Source organism: Bacillus sp. SRB3LM, assembly GCF_015712745.1.
GTDB classification, from domain to species: Bacteria; Bacillota; Bacilli; order Bacillales; family Bacillaceae_G; genus Bacillus_A; species Bacillus_A thuringiensis_K.
Window position 1 is genome coordinate 953,706 of record NZ_VWVQ01000103.1, and the last position, 13,605, is coordinate 967,310.

Below are 13,605 nucleotides of genomic sequence, written 5' to 3' on the forward strand. Positions count from 1 at the left end.
AAGTATATAAAAACTTCCGTTACATAACGGAAGTTTTTTATGTTTAATTGTATGCGTTTTCATAATAAGATAAAAACATATAGCTTGGGGGAATTTAAAATGGCTGATATGCAAACTCCATTTGCATTAATTTTACATGGTGGCAATGCGAGAAGTGCGGCGCTTGAAGCAATTGCTTTTGCAAGACAAGGAGATTTCGGGAATGCCAGTGAAAAGATGAAACTTGCTAGTGAGGAAATTTCATCAGCTCATCGCATTCAAACGGATTTAATTCAAGAAGAGGCAAGAGGAAATCATGCAGAAATCAGTTTACTGTTAGTGCATGCGCAAGATCATTTAATGAATGCAATTACAGTAAAAGAACTGGCTGAAGAATTTATTGCTCTTCATAAACGAGTAGAAGAGAAAGTGACAGTATAAGATGTACATTTTATTATGTTGTGCAGCAGGTATGTCAACGAGTATGGTCGTAAGAAAAATGCAAGAAGAGGCAAAGAAACAGGGGAAGAATTATAAAATTAAGGCAGTTGATTCAGAACTAGTGAAGCTTGAAATTAAGGAAGCCGATGTCGTTTTAATTGGCCCACAGGTGAAATATTTATTTCCAGCTGTAGAGTTTCTTGCAAATTCATACAATATACCAGTTGCGATCATAGACCAACGAGATTATGGAATGTGTGATGGTTTGAAAGTGCTTAAGCAAGCGGAACAATTAGTTTTAGCATAATTATATCTTTTTAAATATAAACATTATAATGTTATAAAGTTTATTTCATTCTTTTATAGTAGAGAGGAAGAGGAGGGCTATTGATGAATGGGTTTATGAGTTTTATGGAACAAAAGATTATGCCAACAACGCAAAAAATTGCAGGACAACGACATTTATTAGCAATTCGAAATGGGGTTATTTCTACATTACCGTTAACGATCGTCGGATCATTTTTCGTCATCTTTTTAAATTTACCAATTGATGCATATATGGAATGGATCGCACCGTTTCGCCATATTTTAGATATTCCATTCCGATTTACAGTAGGACTAATGGCATTATACGCAGCGTTTGGTGTAGGGGCTTCGCTCGCGAACTTTTATCAGCTCAATCAGTTAAGTGCAGGGTTATTATCTGTACTCGCCTTTTTACTAGTATCAGTTGAACCAATTCAAATTACGAAAGCTGTACCAGGTGTTATTGATGCAGGTAGATACATTTCAATAGGAACATTAAGTGCAACGTCTTTATTCGGCGCAATCGTTACAGCTTTAATTGCAGTAGAAATTTATCATTTTATGATTAAGCATAATATCTCGATTAAATTACCAGATAGTGTACCACCAGCAGTTTCAAATTCGTTTGCAGCATTAATTCCAACATTAGCAGTTATTCTTTTATTCTGGGGCATTCGCTACGGTTTGAAATTTGATGTAAATACAACAATTACATATTTAATCGCACCATTAAAATCAGTATTAGTAGGAAATAATTTATTCGGCGGTTTATTAACAGTATTCTTAATCGTGTTCTTCTGGTCATTCGGTATACATGGCCCTGCGATTTTAGGACCGATTATTCGTCCAATGTGGGATTCAGCAATTCTTGAAAATATGGAAGTGTTCACGGCTACAGGAAATGCACATCAGTTACCAAACTTATTTACAGAGCAATTCATTCAATGGTTCGTATGGATTGGCGGATCAGGTTCAACGTTAGCTTTAGTCATTATGTTTATGTTCTCTAAATCTAAGTTCCTAAAAGAGTTAGGGAGATTATCATTCGTACCAGGTTTATTCAATATTAACGAACCAATTAATTTCGGGGCACCAATTGTAATGAACCCAATCTTAATTATTCCGTTCGTTATTACACCGTTAGTGACAACGACAGTATCATATTTCGCAGTTGTTTCAGGTATGATTCCACTTATGATGGCGAAACTGCCATTTACGATGTTAGCACCGATTGCAGCGGTGATTAGTACGGACTGGACAATTATGGCTGGTGTACTTGTACTTGTTAACTTTGTTATCTCATTCGTTATTTACTATCCATTCTTCAAAATGTATGAGAAACAACAATTAGCAGGAGAGGAGAAAACAGAATGCTCGGAGCAATTATCATCTTAATTACATTCGTGGTCGGACAGTGTATTGCCCATTATTCGAAATGGGTACAAAGTAAATCTTTATTAGTGTTACTACTAATATCAGTTTTATTTATCGGTTGTTCAATGGGTGCATATGTAATGTTAGGATTGCAATCACCGTACGTAATTATTGTACCAACGATTTTATGTGCAACTTGTTTATCTGCAAAATATAGATTTACGAGCATAGCATTAATACAACGTGTGAAGGAGATGCAAAAGCATGGAGCGTAAATTAGGAATTTCACTTTATCCAGAACATTCAACGAAAGAAAAAGATATGGCATACATTTTGGCAGCGGCACGCCACGGTTTTTCAAGAATATTCACATGTCTATTATCTGTGAATCGTCCGAAAGAAGAAATTGTAGCTGAATTTAAAGAAATTATTAATCATGCAAAAGATAATAATATGGAAGTTATTTTAGATGTAGCTCCGGCGGTATTTGATCAACTTGGTATTAGCTATAGCGATCTATCATTCTTTGCAGAGTTAGGTGCAGATGGTATCCGTTTAGATTTAGGTTTCGACGGTTTAACAGAAGCGAAAATGACGAATAATCCGTACGGCTTAAAAATTGAACTGAACGTAAGTAACGATATTGCATACTTAGAAAATATCCTTTCGCATCAGGCAAATAAACCAGCTTTAATTGGTTGCCATAACTTTTATCCGCAAAAATTCACTGGTCTTCCGTATGATTATTTCATTCGCTGTAGTGAACGCTTTAAAAAACACGGTATTCGCACGGCAGCATTTATTACGTCACATGCAGCTAACATCGGTCCATGGGATATTAATGACGGATTATGTACGCTAGAAGAGCATCGTAACTTGCCGATTGAAGTACAAGCGAAACACTTATGGGCGACAGGGCTTATTGATGACGTTATTATCGGAAATGCCTATGCGAGTGAAGAAGAGTTAGAGAAACTAGGAAACTTAAATCGTTACATGTTACAGCTAAAGGTAAACTTTGTAGACGAAGCGACTGAAGTAGAGAAGAAAGCGACACTGCAAGAATTACATGTAAGACGCGGCGACATAACAGAATATATGGTGCGTTCTACAGAAGTACGTAAAAAGTATAAAGACTATGACTTCCCAGTGCGCGAAAGTGTATTACAGGAAAGAGGGCAAGTTGTAATTGGAAACAACTCATTTGGTAAGTATAAAGGTGAACTTCAAATCATTCTAAAAGAAATGCCGATAGATGAACGGAAAAATATTGTCGGTACAATTGCAGAAGAAGAGTTATTCTTACTAGATTATGTAGGAGCTTGGACACAGTTTACTTGTGTGGAATAGGGTAGGGCAGGAGAGGATGCTATGACATCCTCTTTTTTCTGTTGAAATAGTAATCTCTCGTATATAGAATGCAAAGAGATAGATTTAATTTAGACGGGAGAGAAGGAGATGGAAGGGTATATAGATGATTTATTAAGGCGGATAGCTGATGAAGAGACAGATATATGGCATCGTGCGTATGATGAAGCAAAAGCGTTAAATGACTTATTAATTTTTCCTTATTTACAGGGGAAGTTAAGCAAAGCAAAAAAGGTATCTATGAAGAAAGATATTTATTATTTAATGACGAAACTTGCTATTAATACGAAAGAAATTTGTATTGCAGATTATCTTATAGATTGTTTGGAATATGAAGACAGTACGACTTTGTTAAGTGAATTGCTTAGTAATATTTATACATTACCAGTAGTAAGTAGTACAAATAAAATTATTCCTTATATTTATCATAAAAACGATAGTGTTCGTTTTTTACATAAGTTTGTTGATCGTGAAGAAGTTTTAAAGACATTTGATAAAGTGTACAAAAAACGAGGGAATTTATTTATGTCAGAGCGAAAGTGGCTTCGAGACAACATTGCTTACTTTCAAGAGAAAGATAGAATGTGAGAATCATAAAAAAAGAGTCAGCCTGGTCATCTCCCTGTCAAGTAGACAGTAATAAAAAGAGTATTATGCCACGGCCTTTTCCCGATATTCTATCGGGGAAAGGCCGTGAAGTTTTTCTTGGAATCTTTCTGTATTATAAAACTGAATATATTCTTGAATTGCTCGGTAGGCCATTTCATATGTTTTTGGGCGCACTAAATACAACTTCTCTGTTTTTAAATGTGAGAAGAATGATTCGATACACGCATTATCAAAACAGTTTCCACGTCTAGAATGACTACCGACAAATCCTAATTTCTCTAACTGTTTTGCGTAGGATTTAGATGTATATTGAAACCCTTGATCTGAATGGAAAAGGGGCTTAGTAGTTAATGACTTCCCTTCTAATTGACGTAATGTAGTTAAAACCAAATCTAAATCATTTCTTGAAGATAGCTTCCAGGCAACAATTTCATTGTTGTATAGATCTAACACAGCTGACAAATAGGCAAATTGTTCTCCGATTCGTACATAAGTAATATCTGTTACGAATTTTTGGTTTTGCTTTTCAGCTTGAAACTCTCGATTCAAATGATTTTTAAATACCACAGATGTTTTTCTTCCATAAAACGGACGTTTTTTTCGAATGATAGATTGAATACCCAGCTCTCTCATAAGACGACGAACACGTTTATGATTCATTACCATTCCTTCTCGAGCCAAAGCACGAGTCATACGTTTATACCCATAGTAAGGGTGCTGACGATGAATAGATAAAATATGTTCTTTATGCCACCTATCCCTTTTCTGACGTAAACGCTGCACGTTATGATATTTCCGCCATTTATAGTAGCCAGCCTTAGAAACTTCCGCGATTTGAAGCAACCATCGGAGTGGATAGGCTTGGCGTAATGAATCGATAAGAGAAAATCGTTCTTTCTTTAGGACCATTCCTTCCCATGTAGATTTGGATTGCGCTTTTTTAAATACTCAACCTGTGCCTTCAAATAAGCATTTTCTTCTTCTAGACTATTAAAATTCTTTCGATTCCAGACACCACGTTGATCATCAAAGGACTCCCCCTGTTGCGCACGTTTTACCCACTCAATAATCTGGGCATCGCTCTTCACACCGAGTTGTTCACGAATTTCTCGCAATGATTTTCTCTCTTCTAATCGAAGACGAACTGCTTCTCGCTTTAGTTCTTCTGTATATTTTTGAAATGATTGTCCTTTTCTTGCCATAAAAAAATCCCCTCCAGATAAAACAGTATTGAGTCCATCATATCAGATGGACTCTTTTTTTACTGTCTACCTATAGGGGGTAATACCATATACCTCCAACTCCGTTTTTATGGGCTAATTTGCTCCTATGGCACATAGGAGTGCTCTTTTATCAGGCCCTTTCTCTCTGGAGTAAAACAGCCAAAATACAACAGATTATTTACATTGGCAAGGCGACTTCATATTATTTGAAGGTTGCCCGCACTGACAATTCGCGTTATTCGCAGATACGTTTGTCTGTGCTCCTAGAGAAGAGTCCGTTGCCATTATAGATGCTCCTGGTTGTGCGAGTGGAGTAGCAACCCCAATGGTATTTATTACTGTATCTCCACCTGAAACACTATGTGGTGTGATTTCTTCATATATCATTTCTTGTACTTCTACCCAATCTACCGTAAACTCTGCACCCTCTGATTGAATAATCAAATCCACTTGGCTCGTATTCGCATCTGGATAGAAATAGAATTCTTGGGTCATAAAAGTAGGTTGGGTGAAGAATAACATATGTCTTTGATTTCCTGGTGGCACAATGGAAATCGTTCCTTGTCCTTTGGCACGAACGCGAACACGATACTCTGTGTTGCCGCCCTCACTTGGTAAGGTAATGATTTGAGTAACTGTGCTATCCCAATTCGATAATGTCAAGACAGGTTTCCGATTACTGTCTTGTGGGAAACTCACTGTACCGGCTATATTCCAGTTTTGTGCTTGTTGAAGAAACAAACCATTTTGAACAATATTCCGTGCTTGTAGTTGATTCCAAGCGCGAAGAGCGGCTTGATAGATTGCTGCTTTTTGTTGTGCATATCGATCTTGCATTGGTATACCTGGCATAGATCCTTCTTGAGGAGCACTGTTTTGAAGTGCTGTTAAGTTCTCTATATCGGTATAACTTACGTTTGGTCCGATCGTTCCGCTCCAATTGGATGAATCGTACATGGCATTTAATTGATTTGTAGCCTGCTGTAAACCCGCAGTGATTTGTGCCTGTTGCGCCAAATAGGGTTGTAGCCATTGTTCCTCTTGGTTTTGTGCTTTTCTTATTTCTGCCGCAGTTAGTGGGCGTCCCTCTGTCAAGGAAACTTGACTTATTTTTGCGAATCCATTCGACGGTACGGTAAAACCAACTGTAATGCCTATATTCGCTTCTGGATGTAATGCACCTACATCAATTGGATATTGAAAGAAGTTTGGACTACTGTTAACACCTTCTACAGAAGTTGGCAGAGACGTAGAATAGGCTACATTCACGACTTGATTGACTTCATTTCCATAGCGGGAAGCCATAATTTGTAGAGAATCCGCTTGTAAGACAAAAACGGATAGATAATAACGTGTATACGGTTTTAATACTGATTCCGGTACAGTCTGATAGGCATAAGATGGATATACAAGGGAAGAAGGAGGTAACACCAGTTGCTGCCCCGCGTATTGTGAGTCTCCTGATGAGATGAACACCTTGCGTCCAAGTTGCCACCCTTCACCTGTAAAACTCCCACTGCGCAATACATTTTGTGATTTACTCAGACGTTTTGCCTGATTCACTTGTGTATTTAATTCCCGTTTTTCTATTGCATAACTATTTGGTAGAGATTGAACTTGTTGATGCACATAATCAATCCAGTAATCGGTCACACCGGGAGCTAGTTGATTCGGATTATCGGTCGAAAAAAGACTTTGTGTCATTGTACGAACTTGGGCCACATCGTTAGATGTAGTTACGATCGACGAAGCAACTTGATTCATATTTACCACCATATCATCACTCCTCTATACTTATTTTGAATCTATTAAATAGATATAATATTAGCACGCTGCTTTCGAGAGTGTGTAAAAAATTGAAAATCACCCAAATATCATTTGCTAGGAATGTCGAAATTCAAAGTCTGAAACATTAGTTAGTAGGTGGCTGGTCCGTACCTAAATAGGCTTTTGCACTACCTGTTATTGTTAAACTATAATCATGAGGATTATTATATAATATGATTGCATCAAATCCTGATGGGTCTGCGTATCCCTGGTTCAATACTCGATTTGCTATCCATTGCCCTTGTCTTACATACCACACTTGTAGTGGCTGTATTTCAGGAGGTATCTGATCCGTAGAAGAACTACCGGCTACATATGATTTATACTGTAACTCTCCGCTCCAAATAGTTTTAGTTTGTAAAGGACTAAGAGTAAATGCATCCGGATCCAAAAATGGAATCAACTCAATGCGATCGATAAATACTTGTGTGTTTGTTTCCTGTGGCTGTAAGGTAAGTGCTACTACCACATTTCCTGAAGGTAAAGTAAGAGGATCACCAGATCCGCCACCTGTAGGCCATGAGATGTCTTGGACTACATAATTTCCTTGTTGTCCCGATACATATACTTGATTTGGGAAGTTTGCTTGTATATTGGCATCTGTAGTACTTTTAAATCCCCATCCACCACCTTGAATCTGGCCACCATTTGCTACTACACTTTGCGTTAAAGATGCAGTAGTTGTACCAGCGTTTGCATAACGTACACGAACTTTATATTTTCCCGCTGTTAAGTTTGTTGCTGTTATCAACAAAGTATTTCCCGGAGTAAGGTTTACAGCATTCGCACCATTCACCCATTCTCTTACCACTACAGGACGGTTCCCATTCGTAAGAAATCCCTTTTCTGCCGGAAACCCTTTTCCAACGATATTTAGTGTATCAGGATCGATTGTACCAAAAACATTGTTTGGACTTAGACCATAGGGAACGAAACTCGCCATTACTCCTAATTTCCCAGATGCTCCCGACACATTTGTTTGTGTAAAAGGGTATAGTGCATTTATTTTTTGATTCGGTAACGGAGTATTACAACTCGCTGCATATCCAGAACTTCCATTTACACAATAGCTTCCCGGTGTACACGTCGCAGCATTACAATAACCAGGTGTAGCACAACCTGCTAAGTCAGCATTTTCTGTCGATAAGCTTTCCGCATCTACATAACGAGTATTTTGAGTAATCGCATTAATTGTCTGGACAGGGGCAATCGCACGATGATCCCAGCTGGTGTTATTTCCCGGATCATTATCCCCGTAGCGGTACGTCTTATTATTTGTATAATCTAAATAAAGTCCATAGGGGTAACAAGCATTATTAGGGTTGTATGTTTTCGTTCGAATGTACTGTAATTCTCCTGGAAAATACGAGATATCATTCAGGTTGATGGGTTGATGTTGATAACCATTGCTATCAAAAATATTATGAATAGTCGTAGTCCCATTATTGATTTGATCCTGTCCAACCATATCTGAAAAAATAACACGTGTTTGTTCTAATTCTGTTTGAGAAGTATAATCATCAGGATACATGGAAGGCCATGTTGCAACCATATCTAAGCCGTTTAACAACATTCCTCGAATATATACATTGTAGGCATTGATCGAAGCTTTATCAGATCCTAATGAAGGCATCCCCGATTTAAAAGCATCAAACACTTTTTGTGTGTTGTCATGAATAGCTGTCCGCATGATTCCTTTTATTCTAACTAGATTTTGTTTTTGTGTAAGCCCATCACCTTGTGTTTGATCTGGGTACACTACATTAATCCATTTATTTGCAAACTGGATAAAAGATTGATACGTTGATAATTGTACAGTTGCTCCTATAACAAAGAAAGGTATCGCAAGCGTGTCAAAATTTCCAGTGACCATTTGACTTAGGGCGATAATAAAAGCGGAATTAGCCGCAACAAGTTCATTATAAACATTTACATAATCTGAAGGGCTTGGTTGTCTTGGTTGTCTGTTTTGATCTCCTTGTACGCCAGTAAACTGCGCATCGACTACGGTGTCCGCTGCCTCGCTCGCTAATGTAAAAATAGCATTCAAATACCCCTGCCAATTATTTTTATCCTGATTAGATAAGGCTTGATTCAACTGTTTTTGAATTTCTGCATCAATCAAATTAATCAATTGTTGAGTATCATCTTTACTACTGTGTGGCCACAACCAACCAATCACCATGCTGAGAATTGGTGCTGCAACAGCAACGCCAGGAATTTCAGCGCCTAAAACTGTTCCTAATATTCCTATACCAGCTTGTAAAACTGCTAGATAATTGAAGCTTCCCCCACTCGCTGCTGAGAATCCGTTCTGTAGAACCGTTGTTAATAATTTGTCACTACCTGTTTTTTGAAATTCCACCCATGCTTCTTTTAGGGAAGTAATAAGGTCCTCAAAATCACCAAATTGACTCCCTGCAGTGCCCCTTGGCGGGCTTACCAGTACATTATAAGGAATAATGGATTGTTCTTGTAATGAATTCATAAAATACCCCCCTATAAAAATGGATTTGATATAGCATACTCTCTTTTCGAGACGGTGAAGAAACTCAGAACTTTATATGTTTTATTGGTATTATAAACATATTTTTTTGTGTAAATGGAATTTTTTGGGTTGTTATCACCATTTTAAGATATACGTGAAATACTCTGTTTATTCCTGTTATTTTCTTTATATAAAAAACTACAATGTTTTCCGTAGTCTGACAAAATTGTTCAAAAAGTAAAAGTATGTGTATATGTGAGTCAAAAAAGGGAAATTTACATTCCAGACTTCTCTTTTTCGACGTAAAAGGAATTACATTATTTAAACATCAACCATATTATTTCGTACATAATCATAACCGAGGTTTATCTTATCTTTAAATTAGGATGTGTGCTCTGAACACCTGAATCAACAACTGCTACAAACCTCATTTTTTCCAATTGATTCGTTTGAGCCTTTAATGTAATTCCAATGGATTTGAATCCCCGTAAACACAGTACTCATAGGATTATAATCACTATGTGTAAACTGTGAATCGTGTCCATTGGCTTGAATGATTTCAATATTAGGTAAAACCTCAAAAACATTAATAATGGCTATCAAGCTTTTGCTTTTTACTTATGCCGTACGCTATCCACCTTTTTTCTGATGTTACATTAGACCATGATTCCATTCGGAAAGGAAGTGCAGTCAACATCTTCCTTTCCTTCTATGAGTGAGCCCTATACAGAGTTAGGAACGACAGAAAACCAAACGATTTTAGGTGTAGAACTGATTCCCCATTAAGAAAATGGCACAATGTTTTCTGTAGATACGTTAAAAACAGGAACCGTATTAATTTTAATAACGAGTAAACAGGTAGAGATACAACTTATTTCCTCATCAGGGAAGGTTTATAATAAACAAGATACATTAGTAACAAAGGGTCATAATATCTTTTTAAAGGGGTTTTCATTCATATGTTTCAACTAAAAAGTATGAAAGTGGGAGACTGGCAGATACGTATGAACACGGAAGGTAAAGATGCCTATTTAATGATGGTACGGTATCAACAATAAGCACCTTTCCATTTGAAAATACCCGCTAATAAAGCAAAATTAAAAATCCCATCTTTTGATAAAAAACTGTTGAAGCGGAGGTGGTCTCTATTATGATTCGCGTTGTTCATTGGACAGCTACACTGAGTTCATAATCTGATGGATTTCGACAAGTAGATACAAATATTTTATCTGCTACGTTACAGCATATAGAGCAATCGGATATATACAATCTTATAATTGATGTGAAAGGAATAAATAAAACAGGACACCCATATACATGTACAATTATACTTTCTATGTATATTGAAAAATAAAATATGTTTAGAATTCTACAAACAGAAAAAACGCTCTTATGAGCGCCCTTTTTCTGTTCGTTACTTTTATTCATTTTGAGGTGGTACAGTAAAACTGGAACACAGTATAGAGATAAATTATTCTATATAAGAGGTGTTTCAGATGAAAAAACAGTATGATGAAACATTTAAAAAACAATGTGTTGAATTGGTAATCAAAGAAGGGCGTACAATTTCCAGTATTCAAAGAGAATTTGATCTAGGACATGGGACTCTTAATTCATGGATAAAAAAATATTCTTCTCCACTTTTAGATAGTAAGGGAACTGATATGGCAGAACTACGTTCTTTACGAAGAGAAATCCAGGCATTAAAAAAGGAAAATGAATTTTTAAAAAAGGCGGCAACCTTCTTTGCCAAAAACCAAAACTAACACGTTTTCAGTTTATCAAACAATATCACCACATATTTGGAGTGCGCTGGCTTTGCTATCGATTACAAGTGTCTGCGAGTGGTTTTTACGACTATTTTCATCGTAAAGCCACTGAAGGTCAGAAACAACGTAAAAAGACAGCGGCTTATATTGTCATGCAATTTAAACGTTTAAAAGGTAGAATGGGGTATCGAAAACTGTACCGTTATCTTATAAATAGAGATGTTATGGTGAGCTTATCTCAAGTAAGACAAGCTTTATGTCGAGCTGGATTAAAGTCAAAAGTTGTCACGTATTATAAAAAAAGAAAGCAAGACCATTATACATTCCCAAATGTACTAGAGCGCTCCTTTAAACCTGGTAAGAAAGACGTTCCAACAGTTGTATGTGATATTACAGAATTTCGTTTAGTAAATGGATTGAAAGTGTATTTTTGTGCTGCATTAGACATTAGCACCCGGCGGGTGCTTGGTTACTCTTTGGATACTCACCAAGATGCGCAATTAGTAAAGGACACAATTCAGCAAGTTAAAAATGTTTATGGAAGTCACAAAAAGATTTTATTTCATAGTGATCAAGGATCCCAGTTTGCCAGTTATACAGTTACTGATTTTTGTAAGCAACAAAAGATTCAACAAAGTATGTCCCGCAAGGGGAACTGTTGGGATAACGCTGTGATCGAATCATTTTTTAGCATCTTTAAACGTGAATGTTTGCATGGAGAAAAACTGATTTCTCTCGCTCAAGTAACTCAGTTAGTAGCTGAATTTATTTATATGTATTACCATTCCATTCGTCCGCACTCATCATTAAATGGAATGACTCCGTATCAGTATTCAAAATCAATTGCATAATCTATTTCATGTTCCAGTTTTTCTTGACCAGGTCAAGATTCTTCATTAAACGTTGTACAGTTTTATATGAAACTTCCATTATGTCAGCAATTGAATTTTTGCATAGGAAACTAACACTTACATATTTACAGCTGTGGCGTTTTAAAATTTCAAGTAATGTAATGAGTTTAAATTGTACGTCGGTACGCTTAATGGACATACGGATATTATCTCTGTATGCACGTATAGGTTTGTTTAGTTCTTCTACTTCTTTGAATGTAGAAAGGTTGTGGAAGGTTTCTTTCGTTGCGATAACATTGATTGTCTTTTTCATAGACTAAGAGCTCCTTTGTATAAACAAAAAGCAACGTCACCAATAATTTGGTAAACGTTGCTAAAGAAACCCTACATGATGTACAATAATTCATGAGAGTATGGCCAGTGTTTACCTGGTTGTGTCAGGTGAATGGTATATATAGTGTGGGTCGCACTGTACATATACGCTGTACTTTTTATTATTAAAATTTAACCTTGTAGGAATACATCATACATAAGTGACTTTCTAATAATGGGGCTGCCCACAATTTGCCCACATACTAATCATTTTGTAACTTTTTTAATCCGTAACAGTAAAAAACATAAAGTAAATCATTGTTAATTTATAAGGGTTTTGATAAGTTTTTCGGTTAGTATCTTAAGACGAAAAAGAAAAAGTATTTGTGTCAAGAAAATATGTTTCTTCATAAAAAAAACATTCCCAATAACTACTTATGTTTAAAAGCATTTCTTTATATCTCCTTTGATGTAAATATTAATAAAAAAAAGGAGATATACAATGTATACTATGATTAAAGAAATATTTATAAGAACTCCATTATGGGTATGGATATTATTATTCATTTTAATAAAAAGGGGTATTGCTATTTCTCAAGAAAGACCAATTAATTTATCTAAAATGTTCCTTGTTCCCAGGATCTTTATGATATGGGGATAGATAAAATTATCACTAAATTTTCTTACTTAGGATATTGTTTAATAAGCTATACGATTTTCATTCTTCCAGGCATTTTGATTTGCTATTTGTTATATGCAAAATATCAAATTTTATTCAAGCAAGAGACGGTTACATTCAGGAAGAAATGTTACCTTCCATTAATAATTATATTGATTAATTTCTTTGTAAAATATCTCTTAAATGTAACTTTAAGAATTTGTTCATCATATTATAAAAATATTTCGTTTAATATAATTTATTCTGCCATAAGTGGACTATCTGTAGGCTTATTTTTTGGAGGAATATTCTACACATTTTATATACAATCAAAATTAAATAACCTTATCTTAAAATCATAAAAAAAGAAGGGAAAGACTTTATTGAAACTAAAAAATCG

At 35.9% G+C, this 13,605-nt stretch carries 12 protein-coding genes and 1 pseudogene; 9 read left to right on the forward strand and 4 right to left on the reverse strand.

What is annotated here, in order from left to right; translation table 11 throughout:
- Window positions 1–99 precede the first annotated feature (99 nt).
- The 6 genes from F3I02_RS32045 (at window position 100) to F3I02_RS32070 (ending at window position 4,056) form a co-directional block, all read left to right on the forward strand.
- A complete protein-coding gene (locus F3I02_RS32045) occupies window positions 100–420 on the forward strand; it encodes a PTS lactose/cellobiose transporter subunit IIA (protein ID WP_000774633.1) in 321 nt (106 codons plus the stop codon).
- A gap of 1 nt (window position 421) precedes the next feature.
- Window positions 422–727 carry a PTS sugar transporter subunit IIB gene (locus F3I02_RS32050; RefSeq protein WP_000275642.1) on the forward strand — a complete coding sequence of 102 codons (306 nt, stop codon included), beginning with the start codon at window positions 422–424 and terminating at the stop codon, window positions 725–727.
- A gap of 83 nt (window positions 728–810) precedes the next feature.
- Window positions 811–2,121: a PTS sugar transporter subunit IIC gene (locus tag F3I02_RS32055; protein WP_196478783.1), complete on the forward strand. Its 1,311-nt coding sequence runs from the start codon at window positions 811–813 to the stop codon at window positions 2,119–2,121.
- On the forward strand, window positions 2,097–2,375 hold the full coding sequence (locus F3I02_RS32060) for a hypothetical protein (RefSeq protein WP_196478784.1): 279 nt from the start codon (window positions 2,097–2,099) through the stop codon (window positions 2,373–2,375). The genes F3I02_RS32055 and F3I02_RS32060 overlap by 25 nt, the downstream gene beginning before the upstream one ends.
- On the forward strand, window positions 2,365–3,450 hold the full coding sequence (locus F3I02_RS32065; protein ID WP_000440029.1) for a DUF871 domain-containing protein: 1,086 nt from the start codon (window positions 2,365–2,367) through the stop codon (window positions 3,448–3,450). The genes F3I02_RS32060 and F3I02_RS32065 overlap by 11 nt, the downstream gene beginning before the upstream one ends.
- Window positions 3,451–3,558: 108 nt before the next feature.
- Window positions 3,559–4,056: a hypothetical protein gene (locus F3I02_RS32070; protein ID WP_196478785.1), complete on the forward strand. Its 498-nt coding sequence runs from the start codon at window positions 3,559–3,561 to the stop codon at window positions 4,054–4,056.
- A gap of 63 nt (window positions 4,057–4,119) precedes the next feature.
- On the opposite strand, the gene F3I02_RS32075 is transcribed toward F3I02_RS32070, so the two are convergent.
- The 3 genes from F3I02_RS32075 to F3I02_RS32085 form a co-directional block, all read right to left on the reverse strand.
- Window positions 4,120–5,279 (reverse strand): IS3-like element ISBth8 family transposase gene (locus F3I02_RS32075; RefSeq protein ID WP_196477519.1). Its coding sequence is split into 2 segments (ribosomal slippage): window positions 4,120–5,021 and window positions 5,021–5,279, totalling 1,161 coding nucleotides; the frame shifts between segments, so codons are not numbered across the junction.
- A gap of 195 nt (window positions 5,280–5,474) precedes the next feature.
- Window positions 5,475–7,076: a hypothetical protein gene (locus F3I02_RS32080; protein ID WP_196477518.1), complete on the reverse strand. Its 1,602-nt coding sequence runs from the start codon at window positions 7,074–7,076 to the stop codon at window positions 5,475–5,477.
- A gap of 136 nt (window positions 7,077–7,212) precedes the next feature.
- A complete protein-coding gene (locus tag F3I02_RS32085; protein WP_196477517.1) occupies window positions 7,213–9,615 on the reverse strand; it encodes an insecticidal delta-endotoxin Cry8Ea1 family protein in 2,403 nt (800 codons plus the stop codon).
- A gap of 663 nt (window positions 9,616–10,278) precedes the next feature.
- Between F3I02_RS32085 and F3I02_RS34560 the strand changes: the two genes are divergently transcribed.
- The 3 genes from F3I02_RS34560 to F3I02_RS32095 all read left to right on the forward strand — a co-directional run bounded on the left by F3I02_RS34560 (window position 10,279) and on the right by F3I02_RS32095 (window position 12,235).
- A complete protein-coding gene (locus F3I02_RS34560) occupies window positions 10,279–10,401 on the forward strand; it encodes a hypothetical protein (RefSeq protein ID WP_269061754.1) in 123 nt (40 codons plus the stop codon).
- Between the two features lie 710 nt (window positions 10,402–11,111).
- Entirely contained in the window at window positions 11,112–11,381 is a 270-nt protein-coding gene (locus F3I02_RS32090) for a transposase (RefSeq protein WP_230876755.1), read from the forward strand.
- Entirely contained in the window at window positions 11,336–12,235 is a 900-nt protein-coding gene (locus F3I02_RS32095) for an IS3 family transposase (RefSeq protein WP_196477923.1), read from the forward strand. The genes F3I02_RS32090 and F3I02_RS32095 overlap by 46 nt, the downstream gene beginning before the upstream one ends.
- A 34-nt stretch (window positions 12,236–12,269) precedes the next feature.
- Here the strand turns inward: F3I02_RS32095 and F3I02_RS32100 are convergent.
- Window positions 12,270–12,548, reverse strand: a pseudogene (locus tag F3I02_RS32100) (hypothetical protein); the annotation flags it as partial.
- Window positions 12,549–13,605 lie beyond the last annotated feature (1,057 nt).